At 64.6% G+C, this 26,428-nt stretch carries 27 protein-coding genes; 14 read left to right on the forward strand and 13 right to left on the reverse strand.

The window, feature by feature from the left end; translation table 11 throughout:
- Positions 1 to 99: 99 nt before the first annotated feature.
- On the forward strand, positions 100 to 408 hold the full coding sequence (locus HR9077_RS20380) for a class I SAM-dependent methyltransferase (protein WP_136069131.1): 309 nt from the start codon (positions 100 to 102) through the stop codon (positions 406 to 408).
- Here HR9077_RS20380 and HR9077_RS20385 read toward each other — a convergent pair.
- Positions 324 to 1,286 carry a LysR family transcriptional regulator gene (locus HR9077_RS20385; RefSeq protein ID WP_136069132.1) on the reverse strand — a complete coding sequence of 321 codons (963 nt, stop codon included), beginning with the start codon at positions 1,284 to 1,286 and terminating at the stop codon, positions 324 to 326. The genes HR9077_RS20380 and HR9077_RS20385 overlap by 85 nt on opposite strands.
- 138 nt (positions 1,287 to 1,424) lie before the next feature.
- Between HR9077_RS20385 and HR9077_RS20390 the strand changes: the two genes are divergently transcribed.
- Positions 1,425 to 2,165 carry an SDR family oxidoreductase gene (locus HR9077_RS20390; RefSeq protein WP_136069133.1) on the forward strand — a complete coding sequence of 247 codons (741 nt, stop codon included), beginning with the start codon at positions 1,425 to 1,427 and terminating at the stop codon, positions 2,163 to 2,165.
- A gap of 26 nt (positions 2,166 to 2,191) precedes the next feature.
- A complete protein-coding gene (locus tag HR9077_RS20395; protein ID WP_136069134.1) occupies positions 2,192 to 2,410 on the forward strand; it encodes a tautomerase family protein in 219 nt (72 codons plus the stop codon).
- A 69-nt stretch (positions 2,411 to 2,479) separates the two neighbouring features.
- Here HR9077_RS20395 and HR9077_RS20400 read toward each other — a convergent pair whose 3' ends face one another.
- On the reverse strand, positions 2,480 to 3,706 hold the full coding sequence (locus HR9077_RS20400; protein ID WP_136069135.1) for an MFS transporter: 1,227 nt from the start codon (positions 3,704 to 3,706) through the stop codon (positions 2,480 to 2,482).
- A gap of 403 nt (positions 3,707 to 4,109) precedes the next feature.
- On the opposite strand from HR9077_RS20400, the gene tmpT reads away from it, so the two are divergent.
- From tmpT to HR9077_RS20415, 3 genes are all read left to right on the forward strand, one after another.
- The gene (gene tmpT, locus HR9077_RS20405; protein WP_136069136.1) at positions 4,110 to 4,778 is read left to right on the forward strand and encodes a thiopurine S-methyltransferase; all 669 of its coding nucleotides are present in this window, start codon (positions 4,110 to 4,112) and stop codon (positions 4,776 to 4,778) included.
- Between the two features lie 353 nt (positions 4,779 to 5,131).
- A complete protein-coding gene (locus tag HR9077_RS20410) occupies positions 5,132 to 5,917 on the forward strand; it encodes a hypothetical protein (RefSeq protein ID WP_136069137.1) in 786 nt (261 codons plus the stop codon).
- 211 nt (positions 5,918 to 6,128) lie between these two features.
- Positions 6,129 to 6,422 carry a hypothetical protein gene (locus tag HR9077_RS20415; RefSeq protein ID WP_168381010.1) on the forward strand — a complete coding sequence of 98 codons (294 nt, stop codon included), beginning with the start codon at positions 6,129 to 6,131 and terminating at the stop codon, positions 6,420 to 6,422.
- A gap of 238 nt (positions 6,423 to 6,660) precedes the next feature.
- Here HR9077_RS20415 and HR9077_RS20420 read toward each other — a convergent pair whose 3' ends face one another.
- The gene (locus HR9077_RS20420; protein ID WP_136069139.1) at positions 6,661 to 7,062 is read right to left on the reverse strand and encodes a hypothetical protein; all 402 of its coding nucleotides are present in this window, start codon (positions 7,060 to 7,062) and stop codon (positions 6,661 to 6,663) included.
- Between the two features lie 242 nt (positions 7,063 to 7,304).
- Between HR9077_RS20420 and HR9077_RS20425 the strand changes: the two genes are divergently transcribed.
- Complete coding sequence (locus HR9077_RS20425; RefSeq protein WP_136069140.1) at positions 7,305 to 8,582, forward strand: dicarboxylate/amino acid:cation symporter; 1,278 nt, start codon at positions 7,305 to 7,307, stop codon at positions 8,580 to 8,582.
- 35 nt (positions 8,583 to 8,617) lie between these two features.
- Here HR9077_RS20425 and HR9077_RS20430 read toward each other — a convergent pair whose 3' ends face one another.
- The 6 genes from HR9077_RS20430 to HR9077_RS20455 all read right to left on the reverse strand — a co-directional run bounded on the left by HR9077_RS20430 (position 8,618) and on the right by HR9077_RS20455 (position 14,644).
- Positions 8,618 to 9,388, reverse strand: coding sequence for an HAD-IIA family hydrolase (locus tag HR9077_RS20430; protein ID WP_136069141.1), 771 nt, complete (start codon positions 9,386 to 9,388; stop codon positions 8,618 to 8,620).
- Positions 9,389 to 9,590: 202 nt separating this feature from the next.
- Positions 9,591 to 10,607 (reverse strand): proline racemase family protein, encoded by a 1,017-nt coding sequence (locus HR9077_RS20435; RefSeq protein WP_136069142.1) that lies wholly within the window; start codon positions 10,605 to 10,607, stop codon positions 9,591 to 9,593.
- Positions 10,608 to 10,676: 69 nt separating this feature from the next.
- Entirely contained in the window at positions 10,677 to 11,957 is a 1,281-nt protein-coding gene (locus HR9077_RS20440; protein WP_136069143.1) for a TRAP transporter large permease, read from the reverse strand.
- Entirely contained in the window at positions 11,954 to 12,451 is a 498-nt protein-coding gene (locus tag HR9077_RS20445; RefSeq protein ID WP_136069144.1) for a TRAP transporter small permease, read from the reverse strand. Before HR9077_RS20445 ends, HR9077_RS20440 begins: the two co-directional genes overlap by 4 nt.
- 60 nt (positions 12,452 to 12,511) lie before the next feature.
- Positions 12,512 to 13,498: a TRAP transporter substrate-binding protein gene (locus HR9077_RS20450; RefSeq protein WP_136069145.1), complete on the reverse strand. Its 987-nt coding sequence runs from the start codon at positions 13,496 to 13,498 to the stop codon at positions 12,512 to 12,514.
- A gap of 150 nt (positions 13,499 to 13,648) precedes the next feature.
- Positions 13,649 to 14,644, reverse strand: a complete 996-nt coding sequence (locus HR9077_RS20455) for a GlxA family transcriptional regulator (protein ID WP_244613390.1) — start codon at positions 14,642 to 14,644, stop codon at positions 13,649 to 13,651.
- A gap of 213 nt (positions 14,645 to 14,857) precedes the next feature.
- Between HR9077_RS20455 and HR9077_RS20460 the strand changes: the two genes are divergently transcribed.
- Positions 14,858 to 15,478, forward strand: a complete 621-nt coding sequence (locus HR9077_RS20460; RefSeq protein ID WP_136069146.1) for an NUDIX hydrolase — start codon at positions 14,858 to 14,860, stop codon at positions 15,476 to 15,478.
- 34 nt (positions 15,479 to 15,512) lie between these two features.
- On the opposite strand, the gene bglB is transcribed toward HR9077_RS20460, so the two are convergent.
- Genes bglB through HR9077_RS20475 form a run of 3 tightly spaced genes read right to left on the reverse strand, consistent with a single transcriptional unit; the run spans position 15,513 to position 18,759 of the window.
- Complete coding sequence (gene bglB / locus HR9077_RS20465; protein ID WP_210725991.1) at positions 15,513 to 16,610, reverse strand: beta-galactosidase BglB; 1,098 nt, start codon at positions 16,608 to 16,610, stop codon at positions 15,513 to 15,515.
- A gap of 15 nt (positions 16,611 to 16,625) precedes the next feature.
- Positions 16,626 to 17,750, reverse strand: coding sequence for a TRAP transporter substrate-binding protein (locus tag HR9077_RS20470; protein ID WP_136069147.1), 1,125 nt, complete (start codon positions 17,748 to 17,750; stop codon positions 16,626 to 16,628).
- On the reverse strand, positions 17,725 to 18,759 hold the full coding sequence (locus HR9077_RS20475; RefSeq protein ID WP_136069148.1) for a LacI family DNA-binding transcriptional regulator: 1,035 nt from the start codon (positions 18,757 to 18,759) through the stop codon (positions 17,725 to 17,727). The genes HR9077_RS20470 and HR9077_RS20475 overlap by 26 nt, the downstream gene beginning before the upstream one ends.
- A 121-nt stretch (positions 18,760 to 18,880) precedes the next feature.
- Between HR9077_RS20475 and HR9077_RS20480 the strand changes: the two genes are divergently transcribed.
- From HR9077_RS20480 to yghU, 6 genes are all read left to right on the forward strand, one after another.
- Entirely contained in the window at positions 18,881 to 19,390 is a 510-nt protein-coding gene (locus HR9077_RS20480) for a TRAP transporter small permease (protein ID WP_136069149.1), read from the forward strand.
- 1 nt (position 19,391) lies between these two features.
- Positions 19,392 to 20,714 (forward strand): TRAP transporter large permease, encoded by a 1,323-nt coding sequence (locus tag HR9077_RS20485; protein ID WP_244613391.1) that lies wholly within the window; start codon positions 19,392 to 19,394, stop codon positions 20,712 to 20,714.
- A gap of 27 nt (positions 20,715 to 20,741) precedes the next feature.
- Positions 20,742 to 21,482, forward strand: a complete 741-nt coding sequence (kduD, locus tag HR9077_RS20490) for a 2-dehydro-3-deoxy-D-gluconate 5-dehydrogenase KduD (RefSeq protein ID WP_136069150.1) — start codon at positions 20,742 to 20,744, stop codon at positions 21,480 to 21,482.
- A 32-nt stretch (positions 21,483 to 21,514) separates the two neighbouring features.
- Complete coding sequence (gene kduI / locus HR9077_RS20495) at positions 21,515 to 22,351, forward strand: 5-dehydro-4-deoxy-D-glucuronate isomerase (protein ID WP_136069151.1); 837 nt, start codon at positions 21,515 to 21,517, stop codon at positions 22,349 to 22,351.
- 2 nt (positions 22,352 to 22,353) lie between these two features.
- Positions 22,354 to 24,807, forward strand: coding sequence for a hypothetical protein (locus HR9077_RS20500; protein ID WP_136069152.1), 2,454 nt, complete (start codon positions 22,354 to 22,356; stop codon positions 24,805 to 24,807).
- A gap of 139 nt (positions 24,808 to 24,946) precedes the next feature.
- Positions 24,947 to 25,822 (forward strand): glutathione-dependent disulfide-bond oxidoreductase, encoded by an 876-nt coding sequence (yghU, locus tag HR9077_RS20505; RefSeq protein ID WP_136069153.1) that lies wholly within the window; start codon positions 24,947 to 24,949, stop codon positions 25,820 to 25,822.
- A 159-nt stretch (positions 25,823 to 25,981) separates the two neighbouring features.
- On the opposite strand, the gene HR9077_RS20510 is transcribed toward yghU, so the two are convergent.
- Positions 25,982 to 26,368, reverse strand: coding sequence for a septal ring lytic transglycosylase RlpA family protein (locus HR9077_RS20510; protein ID WP_136069154.1), 387 nt, complete (start codon positions 26,366 to 26,368; stop codon positions 25,982 to 25,984).
- Positions 26,369 to 26,428: the final 60 nt, after the last annotated feature.

A 26,428-nucleotide genomic window follows, 5' to 3' on the forward strand; every position in this document is an offset into this window, starting at 1 on the left:
CATATATGCATCATACCCCCGCTGTCCATCATCGTTCAACCTTTCGGCCGTGTGCTAGCGTCGGAACGCAGCCCTCAATAAGTAGGTGGCCCGGTCGACTTGGTCTATGATCGCGCCGCATTGGTTGCCTTTCCGCCCGCGATGAGGCTCGCCTACGCCGAACATGGCCTGGCGCTGACCGATGGCGCGCCGCAACTGCTGATCACTTTCGAGTATGACTCTGCCGAGAAAAATGGCCCGCCGTTTCCTGTGCCGCCCGAGGAGGTCGAACGCCACTACGCCGAGCGTTACGCGACTACCGAACTGTCGCGCAAGGACGTGCTTCAGGATTCGCTCAATTTCCGCGAAGCGGGCGTCTCACGTTTCGTGGCGGTGGCCTGGCGGTTAGTGCCAAAGCGTTCGGCATAAAGATCGGCCAGCCACTCGGCGAATACCCGCACCCGGGGTGAAAGCTGTCGCCGGTGCGGGTAGACCAGATGGATCGGCAGCGTCGGCTTCTCCCATCTTTCCAGCACTTCCACCAGGTCGCCGTCGGCCAGCGCCTTCTCGAGATGAAAGCGGGGCACCTGAATCAGCCCGCAGCCGCTTAGCGCGCTGACGACGTAATTCTCGGCGTCGTTGACGGTCATCCAGCCACCAGCGGCGAAGGCGCGGGTCCGTCCATCGACCAGCAGTTCCAGTTCGGCGTCCGGCGCCCTGTTTCCCGAGACGAAGCGGACCGCGTGGTGATCGCGCAGCGCCTCCGGCGTCTCGGGCGTGCCCATCCGGGCGAGATAAGCGGGGCTGGCGCAGATGACCTGCGGGAGCTCGGCCAGTTTTCGGGCGACGAGTGTCGAGTCGCCCGGCGTGCCGCCTCGCACCGCGCAGTCGACCCCTTCGCCGACCAGATCGACGAGCCGGTCGCCGCTGGTGACGATCAGTTCCAGGCGAGGGTAGCGAGCGTGAAAGTCATCGATGCGCGGTAGCACGATCCGGGTGGCGTGAGTGCCGTGGAGTTCGATGCGCAATACACCGCTGGGATTGCTCGCCACCGGTTGCAGGATCGCTTCGGCGTCCTCGAGTTCCGCCAATAGCTGCACGCAGCGCTCATGGTACGCCGCGCCTTCCGATGTCGGGCGCACCTGCCGCGTGGTGCGCTCCAGCAGGCGCACGCCGAGGCGGCTCTCCAGTTGCTGAATCGCCAGCGTGGCGGTCGCACGGGGGATGTCGAGCGCATTGGCCGCCTTGGTGAAGCTGCCGCGCTCGACGATGCGCACGAAAAGCGTCATGGCATCGAAACGGTCCATTCGATTGTTCATCTCCTCTGAATAGTGTTGGCAGATTAGCGGATTTATCCAGCTGGAAGAAATGCCAATACTGTCGCCACGCCACTCGGTTGCGTGGCTTCGTTTTGCCGACAACCCCATTCCTGGAGACATCGAATCATGACTGATGCAACGCAAAAGGTCGCTCTGGTAACCGGCGCCTCTCGCGGTATCGGCCGCGCCATCGCACAAAAGCTCGCCGCCGACGGCTTTGCCGTGGTGGTCAACTATGCGGGCAGCGATTCCCTCGCCGAGCAGGCCGTGGCCGATATCGAGGCCCGGGGTGGCCGGGCGCTGGCGGTGCAGGCCGACATCGCCGACCCGGATGCGGTGGGGCGCTTGTTCGCGCAGGCGCTGGAGACGTTCGGGCGGCTCGACGCGGTGGTCAACAACGCCGGGATGATGCAGATGGCGAAACTGACCACCGACAACGTCGCCGTTCTCGACAAGACATTGGCGACCAATCTGCGCGGCAGCTGGCTGGTGATGGCGAAAGCCGCCGACGTGCTCGAGGAGGGCGGCCGCATCATCGCGCTCTCTTCCTCGGTGCTGGGGAAATCGTTCCCGGGGTACGCCGCTTATATCGCCAGCAAGGCCGGCGTCGAAGGGCTGGTGAAGGTGCTGGCCAACGAGCTGCGTGGCCGGAAGATCGCGGTCAATGGCGTGGCGCCGGGGCCGGTGGCGACCGAGCTGTTCTTCGCGGGCAAGAGCGAGGAGCAGGTCCAGTCGATCGCCAACCTGGCGCCGTTCGAGCGTCTGGGCCAGCCCGATGAAATCGCCGATGTCGTGGCGTTTCTGGCCGGGCCGCAGGGCGGCTGGGTCAATGGCCAGATCCTGCGCGTCAACGGCGGCATGGTCTGAAACCGATCTTTTCGAGGATAGAAACAATGCCATTTGCCAACTACAAGTTTCCCGAGGGCATCCTGGATCACGCCCGCAAGGAAGAGATCGTCCACCGCACCACCGACCTGTTCGTCGAGTATTTCGGCGAGGCGGTGCGCCCCTACACCATGGTGCTGGTGGAGGAGGTCGCCGATGGCGGCTGGGGGCGCGCCGATGAAACGCTGACGCTGGAAAAGATGGGGTTGCCGCCCAGGAGAACGTGATCCTCGCCCGCCAGAACACGCCGCCGGTCGCGACCGGCGGCGTTTAGGAGCATGCAGACCACCATCACGTCATTCGCCACGGTCGCGCGCCCGCCGCGCCTGCAACACCAGCCATCCCCCGATCGTCGCGGCCACGATGCCGGCTGCGGCACCCACCGCCATGGCCCAACGCGGGCCGGCCTGATCGGCTATCCAGCCGACGATGGGGGCACCGATGGGCGTGCCGCCCATGGTGACGGCGATGCGCAGGGCCATGATCCGACCGCGCATCGAGGGTTCCGTGGAGAGTTGCATGAGCGCCGTGGCAGCGGTCATGAAGGTCAGTGCGGAAAGACCGATGACCGTCAGCGCCGCGGCGAACAGGTATTCGTTGGGGGCGAACGCCGCCGCTGCACAAAAAATGCCGAAGCTCAGGGTGGCGAAGCACAGCAGGCGCACCCGCGGGCGCTCGCGGCGGGCGGCCAGCAGCGCGCCGATCACCGAGCCGACCGCCAGGCAGGAGGTCAAAAGCCCGTATTGGCCCGCATCGCCGTGAAAGACGCTGACCGACATGGTCGAGATGTAAATCGGGAAGTTGAAGCCGAAGGTACCGATCAGGAACAGCATCAGCAGCATTGCCATCAGGTCCCGGCGCCGCCAGACGTAGCGGAAGCCTCCGGTCAGGTCGCCGGCCTTGCGCGGCGGGCGCGCGGCGGCGTGCAGTTCCTGGACGCGCAACAGGCACAGCGACCCGAGTACGGTGGCGAAGGAGATGGCATTGATCAGGAACACCCAGCCGGTGCCGACGGCGGCGATCAGCAGCCCGGCCACGGCGGGGCCGACCATGCGCGCGGCGTTGAACGAGGTCGAGTTGAGCGCCACCGCGTTGGAGAGGTACTGCTCGCCGACCAGGTCGTTGACGAAGGTCTGTCGCGCCGGTGCATCGAAGGCGCTGACGCAGCCCAGCCCCAGGGCGAAGGCGTAGACCTGCCACAGCGTGACCACGCCGCTGACGGTCACCAGCCCGAGCCCCAGCGCCAGGAGGCCGAGCAGGGCCTGGGTGAGCATGATCAGGCGGCGGCGATCGACATGGTCGGCCGCATAGCCGGTCAGCGGCAGCAGCAGCAGTTGCGGCCCGAACTGCAGGGCCATGGTGATGCCCACGGCACTGGCGTTGTGATCGGTGAGTACGGTGAGTACCAGCCAGTCCTGAGCGACACGCTGCATCCAGGTGCCGACGTTGGAGACCAGCGCGCCGGCGGCCCAGACCCGATAGTTGTAGATACGCAGCGAGCGGAAGAGGCGGGTGTCGCTCATGGACGGCACGGCGTTCGGGCGGCGCGGGCTCTGCTGTTTCGGGAATGACGACCGGTCGAGGGCCGGGGACTGGCGGTATCGCGGTGAATGAACGGCATGGGGCTGACGCGGGACTCCTTGTCTCGGGGCCGGCGCGTGTCTCTGCACCCGGCGCGGCATTTGATTAGTCACCTCACAGACTACCAGATTTGCTTCGGGGAGATTCGGGCCCGCCGCAGGCGTATCCCCGAGCAAGGGCACTCTGCTGATGACACCGACATGCAAGCGAGTCACTCAACCAGCGGCAGATGGTCGCGCTGATGAAGCCCTGAGGAAGGCGAGAGTCGGGGCGTTATCGCGATAAGTGCCTTCCCCGGGCGGATTGACCATAATCGGCTTTCATCCCGCCACCCGGAGTTCCTCGATGGAACAGGCGTTCTGGCACGACCGTTGGCACAATGACCAGTTGGGTTTTCATCTTCCCTTCGTTCATCCGATTCTCACGCGATTCCTCCCCGACTATGCCTTGCCCGCCGGCGCGTGCGTCTTCGTGCCGTTGTGCGGCAAGACGCTGGACATCGGCTGGCTGCTGGAACAGGGCCATCGGGTCGTCGGTGCCGAACTGAGCGAGCTGGCGGTGAGTCAGTTGTTCGCCGAACTGGGCGTCGAGCCGCAGATCGAGGCCTGGAGGGGTGGTCGGTGCTTTCGACACGGCGATCTGACGGTCTTCCAGGGCGATATCTTCGCGCTGGAGCCCGGCGAGGTGGGAACGGTGGACCTGGTCTATGACCGGGGGGCGCTGGTGGCGATGCCGGCGGCGATGCGCAAGACCTATGTCGCCCAGGTGTTGACCTTTTCCGATGACGCGCCACAGCTGTTGATCAGCTTCGAATTCGATCCGCGCGAGATGGATGGGCCGCCATTCCCGGTCTTGCCGGACGAGCTGAAGCGGCTCTATGTCGATGCCTTCGGGCTTTCCGAGCTATCGCGCAAGGACGTGATCGCGCATCAGCAGCAGTTTCGCGAGGCCGGGGTGACTCGCTTCGTGGAAGTGGCCTGGCAATTGCTCCCCACGACCGTGCGTGGCGTCTGATCGGTCGGCAGCATTCGGGAAGGCTCGATCCGCATGGTGTGGGTCCGCCCCGATCGGCTGTCAGATATCCGGTGCTTTGCCATCGTAGATGGAACCGACGAGCTGCATCGGTAGGCGTGCTTGTCACCCTCTATTTATCCGGCGTAGCACGCCCGGGTTTTCTTCAGAGCGATCGACAGTCCTTGAACGAGGTTTGTCGGTAGGATGTACACGGCCAGCGCCAGGGGGAGCAGCAGGGCAGCCAGGGCTGCCGTGGTATTGATCCGAGTGTTCCATTGCACGGCGTTATCAGGAGTGATTATATTTCTCATCGTTGGTTTTGCTGACTGTTTATCGTTGATCTGGGGGATGCCGTGAATAAACCGAAAATGCGCTATCTGTTGTCCATGGGCTTGATCGGCATCATCGGCTGTAGCCTGAATGCGACAGCGGAGGTGGGTGATCGTGTGTTGAAGTCATGCCTGGCTCCAGACTTTGATCCGGCCGACGGGGTGCCCTTCGTATCGCTGGATTCTCCCTTGTACCCGGTAATGGAGAAAAAGGTGGATCGGCTCGCCAGCCAAGACAATGCCACCTCAATGGAGGCGATCGGGGCGCAAATGGGCGAGGCGCGAATGATGACTCTGTTCGCCTCGCTGCCCATGAACGGTATCTTTTTCGCGCTGGCCACCGCCATGTGTGATCACGACCTTTATACGCAAAACGGCTGTGAAGGCATGTCGATGGCGTTTGGTGGCAAGGCGACGCTGGAAGACGTGACGATGGACGATGGGCAGCTAAGCTACGTCCTTCGTGGCCTGAAGGACGACTTGGTAGCCCGGGTCGTGATCGGAGACAGCGATTATAACAACGTCACGATGTCGGTAACGGAGGACGGCGAACGCACGGACTACGAATTGACTCGGGACGCCGATGGCACGGAACATTACCGGGCCGAAAGCAGCAGTGGCGATGCCACCCAATTCCTCGAGCGTCCGGACTGCTCCGGCACTTTTGCCCAGCGCAATACCCGGGATGGCAGCCTGGATAGCACGGTCGACTTCGAGTGGACACCCGCCAAGAGCGACGCCATGAGCATCCAGTGGACGGAGTGTCGATACGAGGATGGCGAGAAAACGTGCAGTAGCGGCGAATTCTGAGAATAAGGCTGGTTCGTTGACGGCCGGCGTCATGGCTGGCGACGTTAGTCGTCAGGGGGCATCTCATCAGGTTATCGGACTCGCGGGGTGATGGCCTCGCTCCCTGAGTCGAGACCGAGCCCGCCGATGTCCAGGATCAGGCGCCGGGGACGACAAAGGTCTTCACCTGCGCCCTGTCGGCGAGCCGGATCCCGAAGCCCGGGTGACCATCTTGCCGACGTTACCGAACGGGTGCGGTTCGTCTACCGGAATGAAGATCGGCCCGGCGCTGGATTCGTGCAGTCTGGATCGTCAAGCACGGCATCAAGATGACCGGCATGCCAGCCTGTGGACCACGCACGAGAACGAAAAACTCTGGGAGATCGTGGCGTTCCTGCAGAAACTGCCCGACCTCACCGAACGGCAATACAATGATTGGATAACCCCGCCAGAACGTCTTCAGGTCGGCAGGCCGAGCATGGACAAGCGCAGGATGATGGCCATGAGCACGAGTACGGCGACATGAGTGGCATGGCGGTGTCGTCTTCGTCTACCCAATCGCGAGCCTCTCGCGAGGACGGTCACGATCATGCTCATGGTGACACGGCGGGATCGCCGGCCAGGGCGGAGCATTCCGCCGGCGCATCGACCTCGGCCGATCGGGAAGAACCCGCGGCTGATGAGCACTACGCGGATGGCCATACTCACTGATGAACGTATCGGTCAGATCGTACTACCGAACCTGGCCCTTCTAAGGAGGGAGCTTACCAGCCCAGCCAGCTACGTAGCCGCCGACCCAGGGAGGCGGGATCGGCCACTGCGCGGTCGGCATTGCCCGATAGTCGCTCGGAGGCGAGCTTGAGCGGCGACATGATCGCCTCGAGATGGTGCTGGCAGAGCCGGTGATTGACCGAAGCGGGGCATTGCGCCATCAGCAGGCCGCAGTGATAGATGGCGGTATCCAGCGCTTGGCATACCCCCGTGAAGGGAGTGGCCTCCTGGCGGCAGCGGCGCAGTTCACCGGAGAGCATCTGCAGCATCTGTGCATCCAGCCAGCATGGCGTGTCGTCCGCCCTCGACGAGGCCGCTACCGAGGCCTGGATGGCCTGAAAGGAGACATGCAGAAAGACACAGGTGTAATACAGCTGGGAGCGTTCTGCGTTCATGGGGCACCATAGCCAGAATCAATGAGACTGATTCGCATTTTTGTTGAAAGGCGGCCTGCTGTCAAATAGTCACCGGTGCATCAACTCGTCCTGGCCGAAGATGACCGGGAACGTCTTTGAAATCTAATAGTTAACGACCTATATTGCCGTGACCAATGCGCCGGGGCGGAAGCCTCGAAAGCCATGCTCGGCAGACCGGCCATCGTTGATCTGCCGCACCCCCTAGCTGGCGGAGACCTGACATGACATCGCTTGTGACTCCCCTGTGGCGGGGCTATCGCGACAGCTCGCTGATCATGCGGGTGACCATCGCCCTGGTGCTTGGCGTGGTGGTCGGCCTGGTCGGCGGGCCGGGCGTCGCCGAGGTGCTGTCACCGCTCGGCGATCTGCTGATGCGGTTGTTGAAGTTCATCATCCTGCCCATCGTGCTGTTCACCCTGATCGTGGGCGTCAACCAGGGCAAGGCCGGCAGCCTGGGGCGGCTCGGCCGCAAGGTCTTTCTTTTCTATCTGGCGACATCGGCGCTGGCCATCGGCGTGGGCCTGCTGGTCGCCACGCTGTTCTCGCCGGGAGAGGGCATGACGCTGGATAGCGAGGCCTCGATGTCGGTACCCGACAACCCGGGCATCCTGCAGGTGGTGCTGGGCATCGTGCCGGACAACATCGTCGCCGCCTTCGCCGGGCAGGACCTGCTGGGCATCCTCTTCACCGCGCTGGTGTTCGGCCTGGCCCTGGCGCGATTGCGCCGGTCCGAGTCCCAGGGCGTGCTGGGCGAGCGGCTCTATGGCATGTTCGAGGCGCTCAATGCGGTGACTCTGAAGGTGATGGGCGGCATCCTGCACTACGTGCCGGTCGGCGTGTTCGCGATCGTCGCCGGTACCGTGGCCAACCAGGGCGTCGACACCCTGCTGTCGCTCGGTGACATGGTGGCGGTGCTGTACGTGGCTCTGGGCGTGCACCTGCTGGTGTATATCGGCCTGATGCGGCTGTTCGGCGTGCCACTGCTGGCTTTCTTCCGCGAGGCGCGCACGCCCATGGCGACCGCCTTCGCCACCCAGAGCAGTTCTGGCACGCTGCCGCTGACCCTCGACGCCGCGCAGCGCCTGGGCTTGCCGCGCAGCCTCTACGGTTTCAGCCTGCCACTGGGCGCGACGCTGAACATGGATGGCGCGGCGATCCGCATCGCCATCTCGGCAGTGTTCGCCGCCAACGTGGTGGGCGCGCCGCTGGACTGGACGAGCATGCTGCAAATCGTGGTGGTGGGAACGCTGATCTCGGTGGGCACCGCCGGGGTGCCCGGCGCGGGCATCGTGATGATCGCCACGGTATTTACCCAGGTGGGGTTGCCGATCGAGGCGGTGGCGCTGCTCACCGCCGTCGACGCGCTGGTCGGCATGGGCTGCACGGCGCTCAACGTCACCGGCGATCTGGTCGGCACGGCGATCATCGGCCGCAGCGAGGGCGAGCGCATCGATACGGCGGGCGCACAGGCGTCATCGGCATCGGGCGGCGGTGATTGAGCTGGCCGGTTTCTGAGCTGGTGCCGCTCCAGGGGCTAGGCCAGCAGATCCGCCACCGAGTCGAGAATCTCCCGCGGGCGGAAGGGGTAGTTCTGGATGTCCGCCTGGGTGGAGATGCCGGTCAGCACGAGTACCGTGTGCAGGCCGGCCTCGATGCCGGCGATCACGTCGGTGTCCATGCGGTCGCCGATCATCCCGGTGCGTTCCGAGTGCGTGCCCAGCTTGTTCATCGCCGAGCGGAACATCATCGGGTTGGGCTTGCCGACGTAGTAGGGTTCGCGCTTGGTGGCGGCGGTGATCAGCGCCGCCACCGAGCCGGTGGCGGGCAGCGGCCCTTCGGGGCTGGGCCCGGTGACGTCGGGGTTGGTGGCGATGAAGCGCGCACCGCCATTGATCAGCCGGATCGCCCGGGTGATCGCCTCGAAGGAGTAGGTGCGGGTCTCGCCGAGCACCACGAAATCCGGGGCGACGTCGGTCATCACGAAGCCGGCCTCGTGGATCGCCGTGGTCAGCCCGGCCTCGCCGATCACGAAGGCCGAGCCGCCGGGGGCCTGGTCGCGCAGGAAGGCGGCGGTTGCCAGCGCCGAGGTCCACAGGCGATCCTCGGGCACGTCGAGGCCGACGCGCGCCAGGCGGGCGCTCAGATCGCGCGGCGTATAGATGGAATTGTTGGTGAGCACCAGAAAGGGCGTGCCCGTCGTGCGCCACTGCTCGATCAGCTCGGCCGCGCCGGGCAGGGCGTGGTCCTCGCGGATCAGTACGCCATCCATGTCGGTGAGCCAGCAATCGATCGTGCGTTCGGTCATCGCCTGTGTCCCTGTCAGCTAGTGAATAGGATTCAGAATACGGATATGCAGGCCGCTCTGCAGCCATCGTGATCGCTCATTTGTCGGAAGGAGGGGACGTTGACCGGCGGGGAGCAGGGCGGGAAAGCAGGACGCGACGATTCCCTAAGGCATCGACACCACCCCCGATTGCCGGAGGTGGTGGCTTCGGTGCAGGAGCGGGTCAGCGAATCACGAACCCGCGCCCTACCGGATCGCGCTCGTCGATCAGCCACTTGGCGTAACCGACCAGCTCGGCGGTGCCTTGCACGCTGGGACGAATGGCACGGTAGCCGCCGATTTCCGTTTCGCCGAGGATCTCGCCGGTGAACCGGCCGCTGCCGAGCAGGCCCTCGGAGTAAATGGGCCGGCCGACCTCCAGCTCGTCGCGGGCATGGAACATGGCCATCATCGCGCTGGTGCCGGTGCCGCCGGGTGAGCGGTCGAGCTTGCCGCCGGAGAACACGTGCACGTTGCGGTAGAGCGAGTCGGGCTGGGAACCCTCGTGCCAGAAGGTGACGAAGTTAAGGCCGTGGATGTGCGGGTGGGTCGGGTGACGGATCTCCATGCGCTCGTTGAACTCGGCCTTTACGGCTTCTCCGGCTTGGGAGAAGTAGCTGCCGTTCTCGGCGCAGATGGGCTGCTTGTCCGAAGGCACGCGGATGATCGCGAAGAAGTTGCCGCCGAACACCAGGTCGGCCTTGAGCGTGCCGAGGCCGGGCACCTCGACCGGAATGTCCTGCTCCATGACGAACGCAGGAACGTTCTCGAAGCGGGTCCAGTGCACCTTGTCGGCATCGGCCTTCACCTCCGACACCACGGTGCCGGCGGTGGTCTCGAAGCGGATGCGGCTGATGCCGTCCTCCCGTGGCGGCGGCGCCAGGCGGTGGGCGACCATGGCCATGGAGAGGGCGATGGTGCCGTGGCCGCACATGTCGACGAACTGCTCGCCGTCGATCCACAGCATGCCGGCATCATGCTCGGCGTCGGAAGGGGGCGTGAGAAACACCCCGAACATGTGCTGATGACCGCGCGGCTCGCGCATCAGGCTCGTGCGCACGTGATCGTGGTGCTGCTGCAGGTAGCGGCGCTTGTCCAGGATGTCGCCCCCGAAGGGGTAGGGGATGCCACCATGGATGATGCAGGTGGGCTCGCCTTCGGTGTGGGTATAGATGACATCGAGGAACTGTTGGTTGTTCATGAAGCGTTTCCTGTGTGGACGACTGCGATTTGTGAGCGAGTTCTTGTACGTGCTTCGAATGGCTGTCCGCTAAAGACCGAACAAGCGGGGCACACTCATGACCAGGCCCTCGGGCCAGACGATGACGGCGAGCAGCACGAACAGCATCACGGCGATGAAGGGCAGGTTGGCGTAGGTGATGCGAATCACGTCCACCTTGGCGATCACGCTGGTGATGAACAGCGCCGCGCCCACCGGGGGCGTCTGCTGCCCGATTCCCCAGCACAGGATCACCACCATGGCGAACTGCAGCGGTTCGATACCCAGCAGTTGCACGCTGGGCAGGAACAGCGGCACGACGATGAACATCATGGCGATGCCGTCGAGGAAGGTGCCGGCGATGATCAGCACCAGGCTGAGTATGAGCAAGAATCCGATCGGCCCCAGGTCGAGCGCGGCGACGGGCCCCAGGACGAGTTCGCCGAGGCCCTGGTAGGTGAAGGTGTAGCCAAGGGTATGCGCGGCGGCGGTCACGAACATGACCGCGCCGGTCAGCACGGCGCTCTCCACCAGGGCCCGATAGATGGCGCGCAGCGACAGTGACCGGTACAACAGCGAGCCGGCGAGGATGCCGTACGCCACGGCGATGGCCGAGGCCTCGGTGGGGGTGAAGATGCCGCCCAGGATGCCGCCGAGGATGATGAACGGCATCATCAGGGCCGGCAGGGCGCTGACGAAGGTTCTGCCAAGCACCCCGAGTGAAAAGGCCGACTCCACCGGATACTGGCGTTTCACCGATATCCACCAGGCCATCGTCATCAAGCCGGCGGCGGTCAGGACGCCCGCGATCAGCCCGGCGGCGAACAGTGCCCCCGTCGACAGGCCCATGTAGGCGCTCAGCAGCACCATGGGCACGCTGGGCGGGATGATGATGCCGATGGTCGACGACGAGGCGGTGACGGCAGCGGTGAAGGGCGCCGAGTAGCCGCGCTTGACCATCTGCGGAATCATCACCCCGCCGACGGCGGCGGTATCCGACATCGAGGTGCCGCTCATGCCGGCGAAGAACATCGAGGTGAGGATGTTGACGGCGGCCAGTCCGCCGCGAATGGCGCCGACCATGGCGCGCGCCAGGTCGATCAGGCGCGCTGATATGCCGCTGTGGTTCATGATCTGGCCGGCCAGGATGAACAGCGGCACCGCCAGCAGCGGGAAGGACTCGGTGCCGCGGTACATGCGCTGAACCAGCACCAGCATGTCGATGCCCGAGTAGGCCAGTACGCAGATCGACACGAGGGTGAGGGCGAAGGCGATGGGCATCGCCAGGCCGATCAGCATCAGCAGGGCCAGCAGGATGAACAGCAGGATCATGGCGAGGTCTCCTCCAGAGCGGCCTGGTGAACGGCGTCATAGGGAGGCACCTTGGCCCTGACGGCGGCGATGCACTGGCGGATGAGTTCGAGCAGCATGCCGGCCCCGGCGATCGGCACGGCGCAGTAGAACAGCCACTGGGGAGCGCCCAGCATCAGCGTGCTGCGGTGCGCGAAGGTCAGTGTCTGTTCGATGCCCCAGATCAGCATCACCACGCACACCACGCCGATCAGCGCCTGGTTGACGAAGAACAACCCCCATTGAGCACGACCGGGCAGCCGGGCGGCGATCACGTCGATGCGCAGATGCGCGCCCTGGCGCAGGGCGAGATAGCCGCAGAAGAAGGTGACGTAGACCAGCAGGCCAATCAGTACTTCGGCACTCCACGACAGCGAGGCGTTCAGCACGTAACGCGCGACCACTGCGGTCAGGGCCAGCAGGGTAATGGCAGACAACAGAAGTGCCGCGACCGCTTCGAAAAGACGATCAAGCATTGCGAGGCTCCCGGTGAGATGGCGGGCCGGGCAGGCCCACCAGAAGAGGGACGGCGTCGATCAGGGATGGTTGGCGATGCGCTCGACCAACTCGCGGGCATCGTCCGACATGTCTTCGGTGAACGAGTCCCAGAGCGGCCTGGAGGCTTCGATGAAGGCCTCGGTGTCGACCTCGTTGACCTGCATGCCGTTTGTCTCGACCAGTTCGATGACGCGCTGATCGGCACTTTCGCCGAAGGCCACGGTTGCGTCGAAGGCCTTGCTGCCGCCCTCCAGCAGCGCCTGCTGCGCCGCTTCCGGCAGGTCCTGGAAGCGTTCCTCGTTCATCAGCAGGAAGCCGACGGTGTAGACGTGACCCGAGAGCGAGAGATAGTCCTGGACCTCGTAGAAGCGGCTGGCCTCGACCTCGACCAGCGGGTTCTCCTGGCCATCGAAGACGCCGGTCTGCAGCGCGGAGTAGAGTTCGGGATAGGGCAGGGGCGAGGCGTTGGCGCCATAGGCGTTGAACATCTCGACGCGCTGACGGCTTCCCGGGGTGCGGATGCGCAGACCGCTCAGGTCCTCGGGCGTTTCGATGGCGCGGCTATTGTTGGTGATGTGGCGAAAGCCGCCCTCGTAGAAACCGATGACGCGGTAGCCCTGCTCGTTGAGCCGGCTCTTGAGCGTGTCGCCGAGCTCTCCGTTCAGCACGCTGGCGACATGCTCGCGGTCGCGAAACAGGTAGGGCAGTGAAAGGATGCCCATGTCCTCGTCGATCGTGGTGATCGGGGTTTCGATGGTCGCGATATCCAGCGTGCGGGTATCCAGGGATTCGATGTTGCTGATCTGATCGCCCAGGGAGCCGGAGTGGAACAGCTCGATCTCCACGTTGCCCCCGCTGGCTTCGGCGACATGCTCCGAGAGTGCGGTGAGCCCGGCCATCTGGATTCCCTGCTGGCTGCCGATGGTGGTGGCCCTGAGACCGATGTCGGCTGCAGCGGCGGGGGCGGTGAATCCGATTCCCAGGGCTACGGCGGTGAATAATCGCATGGACAGTAAATGCTTCATGGTGACGCTCCAGGATTGTTGTTGAGGAAGTAGGGTCACTCACGTGATCGGTCACGTGGTGCTAGCGTAAGACGCACCCGGCACGCGTTATAGAACGTTCAAGACGTTAAGTTGAATATTCAGGACATGGGCGCTCGAAGCCGCGATGATTCAGGAAAGGGCGGCTGGCTCGGCGCGTGGCAGGTCGGCCAGGCGGGACTGTCTCGGGCTATGGCCGTAATGCGCCGAGAAATCACGCGCAAGGTGGGCGGCATCGGCAAAGCCGCAGTCGGCGGCGATCTCGGCGATCGAACTGTCGGTGTGGTGCAGCAGCCATTCGGCATAGCGCAGCCGCATGGTCTTGAAGTAGCGCATGGGCGTGGTGCCCATCTCGCGCTGGAACAGGCGATCCAGCTGCCTGGGGCTCAGGTTGATGCGCTCGGCCAGTTCCTGGCTGTCCATTCGGGTATTGAGCGATTGTTCCATGGTCAGCACGGCGACCCGTACGCGCTCGTCGCGAATCTCGCTGATGGCCTCGAAGAAGTGGGTCTGCGGGGAGTTGGAGGTGCGCATGCCGTTCAGCATCATGTGGCGAATGGCCTGCTGGGCCTTGTCCGGCCCACACTCCCGCCGGATCAGGTGCAGCGCCATGTCGGTGGCCCCCGACGAGCCGGCGCAGGTGATGACGCGGGCCGATTGCAGGAACAGCCTGTCGGGGGTGGCGTCGATTTGCGGGAATTGCTGGCGAAAGTCGTTGATGACGTTCCAGTGTACGCAGACACGCTGGCCACCGAGCAGTCCCGCCCGGGCGATGGCGAAGGTGCCTGTGCATACGCCGATCAGCTTGACACCCTGTCTGGAGGCTTCACGGAGGTAGTGAGTGAGGGCCCTGTCCTCGTGCGGGTCGAGATAGTTGTTGCCGCCGCATATCGCGATGTGGGTGAACAGCCCCGGCTCACGATAGGGTGACTGCGGATGCGCTTCCAGGCCACAGCTCGAAGTGATCGGCCCTGGCCCCATGATCTGCCAACTGCAGTGGATCTGCCGGCTGCGGCCTCCCGTGTCGGCGGCGAGCCGCAGCGAGTCGATGAAACCGGCAAAGGCGTTCATGGTAAACAGCGGCAGCAGGATGAAGCCGACACGCAGCGGTGGATTTGGCGGATACATGTCCATGGCCCTCGTCACGACACTCATCACGGTGTGTACTCCATCGACCGAACCGGCACGCCAGGCGGGCGCGACGGATGCAGGCTTGAGAATACTTGCGTGAGCTGCAATCTTTGAACGTCTTCCCGGCGCGTTCGAGCTCACGGCTGCGAGTATGCGACGGCGTCGATCGAATGCTCATGGATATCACGTTTTCAATGCAGGATGCACGGCATGGCACACGACTGGGTTACCTTCGCCAAACAGCTGCGCTCGATCGCTCAGACGGGCCAGACCTACACCACCAACAAGTATGAACTCGAGCGCTATCGGCAGCTCGAGACGTTGACCAACCGGATGTTCGCGGTGCTCGCCGACGTTTCCATCGAGCGGGTCGAGAACTTCATCATTCCCGATGCCGGTTACGCCACGCCCAAGGTGGATGTGCGCGGCGCGGTGTTCGAGAACGGCCGTGTACTGCTGGTGCGCGAGATCAAGGATGGCCGCTGGGCATTGCCGGGCGGCTGGGCGGACGTCAACGAGGGGCCATCATCCTGCGTGCTGCGCGAGATCGTCGAGGAATCCGGCCATCGTGCCGCCAACCCGCGCCTGGCGATGCTCAAGGATCGTAGCCTGCACCCCTACACGCCGGTGTCGCCGGATCACATCTACAAGCTGTTCTACCTGTGCGACCACCGGGGCGGTGAATTCGTCGCCAACAACGAGACCGACGCCGCCGAGTTCTTCGCCCTCGACGATCTGCCGCCGCTCTCCGAGGGGCGCACGCTGGCCGAGGATATCCATCAGTGCTGGGAATTCGCGCAGTCCGGCGCGGCGGGCGTGTATAGCGATTGAGAGGCTGCCCTGGGCGAAGCGACCGGGGCGGGCGTTATCGTGCGTGGGCCTCGGCCTCGATGAGGCACAGCAGCGCCATGGACTGGCCATAGGCGGTCGGGTGCAGGGGAATGTCCCGGTAGAATTGCAGGTCGTGGCCCATGCGCGTGCCGTAGGAGACGTTGGCAACCACGCCATCGGGGCCGATATTGTCGACCACGGCACCGAGGGCGCGCTCACCGGCGCGTTGCCAGCTTGCATCGCCCAATCCCAGCCGCGCGCCCTTGAGAAGGGCATAGCCGAAAGCGGCCGTGGCCGAGATCTCTTCGTAAGACTGGCGATCGTCGATCAGCGTGCGCCAGGCACCGCTCTCGCACTGGTAGTCTATCAGTGTCTCGAGCTGCGCCTTGACCACCCAGGTCAGGTAGCGTCTTACCGGCTCATCGAGATCGGCCAGTTCCAGAAGATCGAGAATGCCCGCGGAGATCCAGGAATTGCCTCGTGCCCAGCGGGCCCGCGCAAAATTGTGGTTGCCGTCGAAGGTCCAGCCGTGAAACCACAGTCCGGTCTCTCGCTCGCAGAGATAGTGCGTGTGCACCAGGAACTGGAACGACGCTTCCTCGACCAGGTCGGGGCGTTGCGCGGCCTTGCCGTAGCTGGCCAGGAACAACGCCACCATGAACAGGGTGTCGTCCCACAGTTCGTGGTCGTTGATCTTGTCGGAGACGTCGTGTTGAAAACCGCCGCTCCGGGTCCGCGGCATCTCGAGCATGATCCGCTCGGCCCAGCCCCGCAGCGCCGGTTCCCAGCGTGGGTCGCGGGTCTCGGACCATAGCAGCGACAGCGCCAGCATCGGGGCGGTGGTGTTGACGTTCAAGGGAGGCAAGCCCTGGGCGAGCTGGCGCTCGTACCATTCCTCGAGCAGTCGCTTCGCGTCAACGGAGCCGGTGCGTCGCCAGAGTTGCGCAATGCCGTAGAGCCCGACCCCTTGAGGCCATTCCCAGCTGTCGAAACTGACATAGTCGCTGGCGGTACCGTCGAGGTTGGGTTCGTCGAAACGACCGTCGTGGCGCAGTCCGGTGAGGCCCTGAATGAGCAGGCTCACCTTGTCGGTCAGGTCGGTGTCGGAGAGTCCGAGTTGCATGGTCGTCATAGCTTGCCTGTGTCGTTACTGCGCTGAGATGATCTGGTCGAGGAGCGGGCCGAGCGCCGCGTCCTGTCGATATTCATCGATCAGGGGCTGAACGGCCTTGCGGAAGGGGCCCTTGTCGGGATGCACCACGGTGACCCCCATCGCCTTGGCCTTGTCGAGGGCCTCGTCCATGGCTTGGCCCCATATCTCCCGATGGGTCTCGGTGGCGTGCCTGGCCGCTTGCTCGACGATTCGGCGCTGCTCCGCGGTGAGCTTGTCGAGCGCCGAGTTGGACATGACCAGGAAGTCGGGGATGCGCTGGTGCTGATCGAGCGAGTAATACTTCGCGACTTCGCCATGTCTGCCGATGGTCAGGGCGGTCGGGTTGTTCTCGGCGCCGTCGATCACCCCGGATTGCAGCGCCGTATAAATCTCGCCATAGGCCATGGGAGTCGGCGTGCCTCCCATCTCCTCGACCATGCGGATCGAGGTATTGGAATTGATGACACGGACCTTGAGGCCCTGTAGATCCGCCGGCGTCTCGATGGGGGTCGACTTGGTGTAGAAGGAGCGTGCTCCGCTGTCGAAGAAGGTCAGCCCTTGAAAGCCGTTGTCTTCGGTTGCCGCGTAAACGGTGTCGGCGACGGGACCGCTCATGACATCGTAGAAATGCGCTTCGTCATTGAAAATGTAGGGCAGGGTGAAAACCCGGAAAATCGGATTGAAGTTCTCCAGGTTGGCGGCGCTGACGCGGGTGATGTCCACGGCGCCGTTCTGGAGTTGCTCCAGAACTTCTCTTTCCGAACCCAGCACGCCGTTGAGGAACAAGCGGATCGACACCTCTCCGTCGGTGCGCTCCTCGATCTCGTCGGCAAACTGTTGCAGCACGACGCTGGTCGGATGATCCTTCGACAGCGCATTGGCCAGTCGCAACCGGGTTTCGGCACCGGCCTGTGGCGAGACGAGGGCTAGGATCGAGGCGGTCGTGGCAATGAAGGCAAAGGCTTTCATGTCTGACTCCTTGAGGCTGGGCCTCCTCGACAGCGCGGGAGGCGATCGGGTGGCCCCCTTGGCGGCCACGGCGTGGCACTTACTATGAAACCGGTGATTGAAAATTTCCATATGAAATAAAATTTCATGATCCGACTCGAGTCGGGGCATGGCCGGAGGAGTCGCGGATCACCAGCTTGCACGAGAGCTCGACCCGACGGGCAATGAAGTCGTCGGCCAGGCAGTGTTCGCGCATGAGATCGACCGCCGCCTCGCCGATGCTGCGCATGGGCAGGTGGACCGATGTCAACGCGGGAGCCAGCAGTTCGCCTTGCGGCAGCCCATCGATGCCGACCACCGAGATATCCTCGGGAATGCGCAGCCCGCGCTCGCGAAGCGCATGCGTCACGCCGATGGCGAGACTGTCCCCGGCACACAGGATCGCGGTGAAGTCCACGCCCTCGCGATCCAGGCGCGCCAGGATCGCCTCGCGGGCCGCTTCCGCGGTCCACTCGCCGGTATCGACGATCATTTCCTGCCAGTGCGCTCGCACGTCCTCGGGCAGCTCATCGCACCAGCCCTCGCGGCGACGCGTGATGGTGCGGCGTCCCGGGTTGGTGCAGAACAGGATCCGGCGGTGGCCGAGACCGGTCAGGTGGCGGGTCGCCAGGGCGGCGGCAACGCGGTTGTGAGGCGCGACGCTGGATAGCTGCATCGTGGGGTCGTCGCCGTTGACCAGCACGATGGGCTTGGCGACGTTGCGGGCCTGCGCCAGCACGATATCGTCATCGACGGTGAGGAACAGCAATCCCGCCACGTCTTCGTCGGCGACGGCCTCCTCGATGACGGCCAGTTCGTGCTGTGGGGCGGCCACGCTGCGCGTCACCAGTTCCATGTCCAGTGCCGCCGCACGCGCACGAATGCCCTCCAGCACATGAGCGGTGAACTGGTTGCGCTGATAGTCGAGCATGGCCGCGGTACTGGCCAGCACGATCACGCGGTGCCCGGCCATGGTGGTCGGCTGGTAATAGTTCTTTTCCCGCGCGGCCGCGAGGATCTTCTCGCGCAGTTCGGGGCGTACGCCAGGCGTTCCCGACAGGGCGCGCGAGGCGGTGCTGGGCGAGACGTTGCAGTAGGCCGCGAGATCGCTCAGGCGCAGGCGTTTTCCGGGAGTCTTCATGGCTACCTCGGGATGAAATATTTTTTCATATTGAAAAGCATTGCGCACTCATTGCAAGATCAAATTTCCAATCCGATGCATCCCCTTGCCGGGGCCGGCGGAGCCATTGGGAGTGCGCGTCATGCTGAAGAACGTGAAAGTCTGGACCGAGCGGGCACTACTCGCCGTCATGGCCGGCATGCTCACGATCATGGTGTGTCTGATGCTCTGGCAGGTTTTCACCCGCTATGCCCTGGGCGTGCCGGCACTCTACACCGAAGAGACATTGCGGTTTCTGATGATCTGGATGGCGTTGCTGGGGGCCGCCTACTGCTTCGGCGCCGAGCGCCATCTGGCGCTCGGGCTGGTGCCGGCCATGCTCGCGCCTGGCGGTCAACGCGTGCTCTATGTCTTCAACGCGCTGATCGTCATCGTGTTCGCGGTCGTGGTCCTGTTGCTGGGCGGGATCAAGGCCAGCCAATCCGCGATGAGCCAGGTCTCGCCGATCATGCAGATCCCGATCGGCTACGTGTACCTGATCCTGCCGCTCTCCGCCGTACTGACCTGCCTCCTCCAGGGCGTGAACTTGTTCCTTGTCCTGACTGGCCGGAAACGTACCCCATTCGATGCCACTGAGGTCGAGGAGGTCTAGGATGGCGTTTCTCACGGATTTGATGGCCGATCCCGTATCTGCCGCTCTTGCGCTGTTCGGCGTTTTCTTCCTGCTGCTTTTCCTCAGCACCCCGATCTCCGTGGCCATCGCGATGTCCTCGATTCTGGTGGGGATGGCCTACCTGCCGCCCGATACGCTCTTCTTCGTGGCAACGCAGAAGATGTTCTCGGGGCTCGACAGCTTCACGCTGCTGGCGATCCCTTTCTTCATCCTGGCCGGCGATATCATGAACAAGGGCGGCATAGCGATTCGCCTGATCGACCTGGCCAAGCTGATCGGGGGGCGGCTGCCGGGCGCGCTGGCCCATGCCAACGTCATTGCCAACATGCTCTTCGGCGCCATTTCAGGTTCCGCCATTGCCGCCGCGGCAGCGGTGGGCGGCGTCATGGGTCCCCTGCAGCGCAAGGAGGGCTATACGCCGGCCTTCTCGGCTTCGGTCAACATCGCTTCGGCGCCGACCGGCATCCTGATTCCGCCGAGCGGGCCGCTCATTCTCTATTCGCTGGTCTCGGGCGGCACGTCGATTTCGGCGCTGTTCGTTGCCGGCTACCTGCCCGGCATTCTCATGGGGCTGTCGGTGATGGGGGTGGCTGGCGTCGTCGCCGCCAGGCGTGGCCACCGCAGCGGCGCACGGGCCTCGCGTCGCGAGGCGGCACGTATCGTCCTCCGGGCGCTGCCGGCCGTGGCGATGATCGTGGTAGTGATTGGCGGCATCGTCATCGGCGTCTTCACCGCGACAGAAGCGGCGGCGGTCGCGGTCCTCTATGCGCTGGCCCTGTCCCTGATCTATCGCCTGGCGACCTGGCGGGAATACCTGAGGCTGCTGTGTGATTCGGCGGTGCTGACGTCATCGATCCTGTTCATGATCGCCGCTTCGGGCATCATGTCCTACGTCATGACCCTCGCCGGCATCCCCGACGTGATCGCCGACATGATAATGGTCTTCGATAGCCCCATCGCCGCTTTCCTGCTCATGAACCTGTGCCTGCTGGTCATCGGCTTCTTCATCGACCTGACGCCGGCGGTATTGATCTTCGCGCCGATCTTCTTGCCCATCGCCCAGCAGCTCGGCATGGATCCGGTCCAGTTCGGGATCATGCTGATCTTCAACCTCGGGGTCGGCTCGATGACGCCCCCGGTGGGTAGCGTGCTCTTCGTCGGCTGTTCGGTGGCCGGCGTGCCGATCGAGCGCATCATCCGTTCCATTCTGCCCTTTTTCGCGGTGCTGATCCTGGCACTGCTGCTCGTCACTTACGTTCCGTGGCTATCACTGGCCCTGCCGCGGTTCTTCGGCCTCATGTGAGGGCCCAACCTGGCAAAGGAGTCCCCTATGTCCCGCTTCTCCCTCGAAGGACGCACGGCGCTCGTCACCGGCGCCAATACCGGCATCGGGCAGGCCATTGCGGTGGCGATGGGTGCCGCCGGTGCGACGGTGATCTGCGCCGGGCGCCGCTCCACCGAAGCGACAGTGAAGGCGATCCAGGACGACGGCGGCGCGGCGGAGGCGCTGCATCTCGATCTGGCGGACCCCATGGCGGCGACTCCGCTATTCGAAGACCGCGAGATCGATGTGCTGGTCAACAATGCCGGAACCATCCGGCGTGCCGAGGTCACGGACTTCACCGAAGCCGATTGGGACGCCGTGCTCGATATCAATCTCAAGTCGCTGTTCTTTACCTCGCAGGCCTTCGGCAAGGCCATCCTGTCGCGTGGCGGTAGCGGCAAGATCGTCAACATCGCCTCCCTGCTCAGCTTTCAGGGCGGCATTCGCGTGCCGTCCTACACCGCTTCGAAGCATGGCGTGGCGGGACTGACGAAACTGCTGGCCAATGAATGGGCCGCCAAGGGCATCAACGTCAACGCCATCGCGCCGGGCTATATCGCGACGAACAATACCGAAGCGCTCAGGAACGACCCCGAACGGTCACGGGCGATCCTCGACCGCATCCCCGCCGGACGCTGGGGCGAAGCACACGATATCGCCGATAGCGCCGTGTTCCTGGCCGCGCCGGCCTCCGACTATGTCCACGGCGCCATCCTGAACGTGGATGGCGGTTGGCTGGCGCGCTGACCTACACCACTCGAATCCGCAGGAGGCAAGAGATGAGCACGATGATCAAGTATGGCGCCGGACCCGGCCAGATCGATGGCATGTCCACCAGCGCGTTGCGCGAGACGTTCATGGCCGAAGGGCTGTTCCGGGAGGGCGAGGTTCGCTTTGCCTACACCCACCTGGATCGCATGGTGGTCGGCGCGGCGGTGCCGGGCAGCGAACCGCTTCAGTTCGGCGACGGTGCCGATGTCGGCACGACGCACTTCTTCGATGCACGGGAGATGGGGATTGCCAATCTCGGCGGCGCCGGCTGGATCGACGTCGACGGCGTGCGCCACGAGCTCGCCAACCGCGACGTCCTGTACGTCGGGCGTGGCGCCAAGTGCGTCACGCTGGGCAGCGACGATGCCGCTGCGCCGGCGCGCTTCTACATGAATTCCGTGCCCGCGGGCGCCGACGTGCCGCATCGCCTGATCCGCCGCGCCGACGCCAAGGTCGTGACCATGGGCGACGAGGCCCGGAGCAACGTACGCTCGCTGGCCATGTACGTGCATCCGAAGGTCGCGCCCTCCTGCCTGCTGCTCATGGGCATCACCGATCCGGCCCCGGGCTCCATCTGGAACACCATGCCGCCTCATCTGCACGAGCGGCGCATGGAGGCCTACTGCTATTTCGAGCTGGCCGAAGAGGATCGGGTGATGCATTTCATGGGCCGCCCCGACAATACCCGTCATCTGGTGGTGGCCGATGGCGATGTCGTGCTGTCGCCGGCCTGGTCGATCCACATGGGCGCCGGAACCGGCCCTTACGCCTTTGTCTGGGGCATGACCGGCGAGAACCAGGCCTATGAAGATGTCGACCCCGTGGCCGTGCGGAGCCTGCGCTGATCATGTATCTGCACAACGGAGAGCCGCTGACCTACTGGCAGGCCATGCCACTCGAAGCCGAGCCCTATGACGTGGCCGAGGGCCCCATGGAAGGGGAGATGGATTCGACCTTCTTCCTGACCCGGGACAAGAACTGGATCCCGCATACCTATCCCTGTCGCACGGCCTACATTGCCGAGTGCCGCGACAGGGAGCCCGGGAATCGGCCGTTTCCCGACTGGTCGGCCGCGCACGACGTGCTGCCGATGGGGTCGTCGTTTCTGGACCTGTCGGGGTTCTGGTTCCGTGCCACCCGCATCGTCGGTTGGGCGCGTACCGTCGTGCATGCCCAGGCGGCGGGGCCGGCGCGCTTGCGTCTCGGTATCTGCGGGGCCGCCAAGGCGTACGTCAACGGCCAGCCCGCGGGATGGCTGGCTCCGGCCAGCCGTAACGCCCTGGGCGAGGTGGAGTTCGAGGCTGAACTCGTCGAAGGCGAGAACGAGATCGCCATTCAGTTCGAGGATCTCTGCGAACGCGATGCGGTCATCCGTGTCTCGCTGACCTGGCTTGGCGGGCCGCCGGCACGTGCCGGTTACCCATTCGCCGCCGCCTGCGAAACGGTTCGGAGCGTGGAGGCTGCGCTCGAAGCGATGCATCTGGATCGGGCCGTCTATGATGGCGAGGATGTCGTGCTGGTCTGCCCCAGGCCTTTTCCCCATGACGCCACGGCGCAGGTCGAGATCGCCGGTCATTTCATGTCCCATGGCAGGGACAGGGCTTCGCTGAGTATTCCCGCCGGCATGGAGCGGGCGCTTGTCTGCGCTTCCCGGACGTTGCCCGCTGATTATCGCTATTTCGACGTCACGGTCAGCTGCGGCGGCTTCACCACCACCGTGCGCCTGGGTGCCGAGATCTCGCATCGCTCGGCGATCGGTCCCGCCCCCGATAGCCTGGACGAACGGATCGCCGAGACGCTCTCGTGGATCGCCGCGAATGCCGAGCCCGATACCGAGCGCGCGCTCGCCTGCGCGGCCATGGGCGGCGAGGAAATGCTGGCCGCGGCCGAGCGGATCATCGCGGGTGAACTGCCGGCCATCGAAGCTTGCCACGATTGCGCCGACTTCTCCCTCATGCCGCTGCTCTGGGCGCGAATCGCTCATGCCGACGGGCTGTCCGACGAGCTGCTGGCGCGAATCGACGCGGCGATACTCGGCTACCGGTACTGGATGGACGAGCCCGGCAACGACGTCCAATGGTATTTCTCCGAAAACCATGCGCTGCTCTTCCATACGGCGTGCCATCTTGCCGGCGACCTGCTGCCCGAGGCGCGTTTCCAGCGCTCGGGACGGACGGGGGCGGCGCAGCGCGAGGCAGGTCGCGAGCGCCTGGAGCGCTGGTTCGATCATTTCGAGGCGGCGGAAATGGCCGAATTCAACTCCGCCCCCTATTTTCCCATCGACCTCAAGGGGCTTACGGCACTGCATGCACTCAGTCCCGATGCCGGCATTCGGCAACGCGCGGCGCGCGCCATTGCCCGCCTGGTCGAGGTGGTGGCCAATTCGGCGCATCACGGGGTCATGACCGGCGCGCAAGGACGCAGCTACCAGCATTCGCTGTGCGTCGCGGATACGCTGGAGCTGACGGCGCTGTCACGCCTGCTCTGGGGGAAGGGCAGCTTCGGGGCGCATGTCCATTGCCTGGTTCAGTTGGCGCTCTGTCTTCGCGATTACGGGCTCGACCTGCCGGCACTCGCCGACCAGGCCGACTGGAAGGGTACCCGGGGCAGGGAATGGACGTTCTGGCAGGGGCAGAACGGCTTCGCCAGGCTTTATCACTACAAGACCGCCGAGACCGCTCTGGGGAGCGCCGCCCTCTACCGGTGGTTCGAGTGGGGGTATCAGGAAACGCTGGTCCATGCCCGTATCGGTCGCAATGCCGATGCGCAGGTCTGGATCAACCATCCCGGCGAGATGGTGCAGGCGGGGTTCGGGCGGCCCTCCTACTGGGGCGGTTCGGCAAGCATTCCGCGGGTACAGCAATACCGGAACCTGGCGGTCGTGGTCTTTTCGGGGCACGAGGGGCAGGCCGGGTTCACGCATTGCTGGTTTCCCACGCTCGCCTTCGACGAATGGCGCCTCGGACAGCACCAGGCGGTGGCACGCTCGGGCGAGGGGCTGCTGGCCCTGCGAGCCAGCGGGTCGCTTCATCTCGTGGAAAGCGGGGGGTCGGCCAATCATGAACTGCGTCTGTCGGGTCGCAACGGCATCTGGGTGTTGCGCCTCGGCGCCCACGACACGCTGGAGACCTTCGAGTCTCGCCACGCGCTGCATGTCGAGCGCGGCGAAAAGGCCTATGTCATCGACGATGCGGAATATGGCCGTGTCGTGTTCCGTGATGACGGCACCGTCGCGGCGGAAGGGCGCGAGCTTGACCCCCGGGCCTGGACCCTGGCCGGCGAGGTCCGCGAACTCGCATGAGCCCGGGGTCGAAAGGCGGCGGGTCGATTCGTGGTCGAATGTTAATAATTACTAGGCTACCTTGATGGTCATCAAGCCGGCCGTCGGCGCCGGGCGATCGTCCGGAGCCGGGCTGGACCCTCGTCAGCAAGGAGCCACCATGAGTCAGGAAAACGCGTATACCCCGCCGAAGGTCTGGACCTGGGAGAAGGAGAGCGGCGGCAAGTTCGCCAGTACCAACCGGCCGATCGCCGGGCCGACCCACGACAAGGAACTGCCGGTCGGTGAGCATCCGTTCCAGCTCTATTCGCTGGCCACGCCCAACGGGGTCAAGGCCGGGGTGATGTTCGAGGAGCTGTTGGCGCTCGGCCACGAAGGCGCCGAATACGACGCCTGGTTGATCGATATCGGCGAGGGCGATCAGTTCGGCAGCGGCTTCGTCGCGGTCAACCCGAACTCCAAGATCCCTGCCTTGATGGACTACGGCACGCCGGAGCCCACCCGGGTGTTCGAGTCCGGCTCGATCCTGCTTTATCTCGCCGAGAAGTTCGACGCCTTCCTGCCCAGGGCACATGCCGCGCGCGCCGAAACCCTCAACTGGCTGTTCTGGCAGATGGGCAGCGCGCCGTTCCTGGGCGGCGGCTTCGGCCATTTCTACGCCTATGCCCCGGAGAAGCTCGAGTACCCCATCGACCGCTACACCATGGAGACCAAGCGCCAGCTCGACGTGCTCGATCGGCGCCTGGCCGAGAACCGCTATCTGGGCGGCGACGAGTACACCATCGCCGATATCGCCAACTGGGCGTGGTATGGCCAACTGGTACTGGGGCGGCTCTACGACGCGGCGGAGTTCCTGCAGGTGCAGGAATACGAGCACGTGATGCGTTGGGCGAAGGAGATCGACGCCCGGCCGGCGGTGCAGCGCGGTCGCATGGTCAATCGCACCTTCGGCGAGCCGGAGACCCAGCTTCACGAGCGTCACGACGCCAGCGACTTCGAGCTGAGGACCCAGGACAAGCGCGAGGCGCGGGGCTGATTCCGGCGAACCGAAGCTCGCTCGGCGAAGACCACGACGCCCGGCACCGGAGAGGAAGCCGGGCGTCTCGTTCGGAAGGCCACGAACACTGGAACGACTGCAGGCCAGGGCCTGGGCGGCGCTCCGCTGGTCGCGGTAGAGCTATCGGCTCATCGGGCGTCAGTTGATCTGGGTGATCAATACCGGGACGGTGCCCCGCTTGAGCATGCCCAGCTTCTTGGCGGCGCGCTTGGAGAGGTCGATGATCCGGCCCTCGACGAAGGGACCGCGGTCGTTGATCAGCACCTCGACTTGCTGACCGGTGTCCGCGCGGGCGACCAGTACCTTGGTGCCGAAGGGCAGGTCCGGGTGCGCCGCGGTCAGCGCCTGCTGGTCGAAGGTATCGCCGCTGGCGGTGCTGGCGCCCTGCAGACTGTCGCTATAGTAGGAAGCGATGCCGCGTTGGGTCTTGCCGTCGGCGCCGCTGGCCTGGGCGATCCCGGCCGAGCCGGCCATGATCAGGGCGGCCAGGCCGCAGCGTAGCAACAGATGGGATTTGCTTCCCATGGTTCTTGCCTCATTGTGCTCGGCTAGCGAGTCTTGCGTCCATCGATGCGATGAGGGGCC

This window comes from Modicisalibacter radicis (assembly GCF_900961225.1).
Taxonomy (GTDB): Bacteria; Pseudomonadota; Gammaproteobacteria; order Pseudomonadales; family Halomonadaceae; genus Modicisalibacter.

Excerpts from the sequence above, each read along its gene's own strand:
- HR9077_RS20385 (WP_136069132.1), bottom strand. The coding sequence starts at position 1,286 with ATGGACCGTTTCGATGCCATGACGCTTTTCGTGCGCATCGTCGAGCGC.
- HR9077_RS20390 (WP_136069133.1), top strand. The coding sequence starts at position 1,425 with ATGACTGATGCAACGCAAAAGGTCGCTCTGGTAACCGGCGCCTCTCGC.
- HR9077_RS20395 (WP_136069134.1), top strand. The coding sequence starts at position 2,192 with ATGCCATTTGCCAACTACAAGTTTCCCGAGGGCATCCTGGATCACGCC.
- HR9077_RS20400 (WP_136069135.1), bottom strand. The coding sequence starts at position 3,706 with ATGAGCGACACCCGCCTCTTCCGCTCGCTGCGTATCTACAACTATCGG.
- tmpT (WP_136069136.1), top strand. The coding sequence starts at position 4,110 with ATGGAACAGGCGTTCTGGCACGACCGTTGGCACAATGACCAGTTGGGT.
- HR9077_RS20420 (WP_136069139.1), bottom strand. The coding sequence starts at position 7,062 with ATGAACGCAGAACGCTCCCAGCTGTATTACACCTGTGTCTTTCTGCAT.
- HR9077_RS20425 (WP_136069140.1), top strand. The coding sequence starts at position 7,305 with ATGACATCGCTTGTGACTCCCCTGTGGCGGGGCTATCGCGACAGCTCG.
- HR9077_RS20430 (WP_136069141.1), bottom strand. The coding sequence starts at position 9,388 with ATGACCGAACGCACGATCGATTGCTGGCTCACCGACATGGATGGCGTA.
- HR9077_RS20435 (WP_136069142.1), bottom strand. The coding sequence starts at position 10,607 with ATGAACAACCAACAGTTCCTCGATGTCATCTATACCCACACCGAAGGC.
- HR9077_RS20440 (WP_136069143.1), bottom strand. The coding sequence starts at position 11,957 with ATGATCCTGCTGTTCATCCTGCTGGCCCTGCTGATGCTGATCGGCCTG.
- HR9077_RS20445 (WP_136069144.1), bottom strand. The coding sequence starts at position 12,451 with ATGCTTGATCGTCTTTTCGAAGCGGTCGCGGCACTTCTGTTGTCTGCC.
- HR9077_RS20450 (WP_136069145.1), bottom strand. The coding sequence starts at position 13,498 with ATGAAGCATTTACTGTCCATGCGATTATTCACCGCCGTAGCCCTGGGA.
- HR9077_RS20455 (WP_244613390.1), bottom strand. The coding sequence starts at position 14,644 with ATGTATCCGCCAAATCCACCGCTGCGTGTCGGCTTCATCCTGCTGCCG.
- HR9077_RS20460 (WP_136069146.1), top strand. The coding sequence starts at position 14,858 with ATGGCACACGACTGGGTTACCTTCGCCAAACAGCTGCGCTCGATCGCT.
- bglB (WP_210725991.1), bottom strand. The coding sequence starts at position 16,610 with ATGACGACCATGCAACTCGGACTCTCCGACACCGACCTGACCGACAAG.
- HR9077_RS20470 (WP_136069147.1), bottom strand. The coding sequence starts at position 17,750 with ATGCCCCGACTCGAGTCGGATCATGAAATTTTATTTCATATGGAAATT.
- HR9077_RS20475 (WP_136069148.1), bottom strand. The coding sequence starts at position 18,759 with ATGAAGACTCCCGGAAAACGCCTGCGCCTGAGCGATCTCGCGGCCTAC.
- HR9077_RS20480 (WP_136069149.1), top strand. The coding sequence starts at position 18,881 with ATGCTGAAGAACGTGAAAGTCTGGACCGAGCGGGCACTACTCGCCGTC.
- HR9077_RS20485 (WP_244613391.1), top strand. The coding sequence starts at position 19,392 with ATGGCGTTTCTCACGGATTTGATGGCCGATCCCGTATCTGCCGCTCTT.
- kduD (WP_136069150.1), top strand. The coding sequence starts at position 20,742 with ATGTCCCGCTTCTCCCTCGAAGGACGCACGGCGCTCGTCACCGGCGCC.
- kduI (WP_136069151.1), top strand. The coding sequence starts at position 21,515 with ATGAGCACGATGATCAAGTATGGCGCCGGACCCGGCCAGATCGATGGC.
- HR9077_RS20500 (WP_136069152.1), top strand. The coding sequence starts at position 22,354 with ATGTATCTGCACAACGGAGAGCCGCTGACCTACTGGCAGGCCATGCCA.
- yghU (WP_136069153.1), top strand. The coding sequence starts at position 24,947 with ATGAGTCAGGAAAACGCGTATACCCCGCCGAAGGTCTGGACCTGGGAG.
- HR9077_RS20510 (WP_136069154.1), bottom strand. The coding sequence starts at position 26,368 with ATGGGAAGCAAATCCCATCTGTTGCTACGCTGCGGCCTGGCCGCCCTG.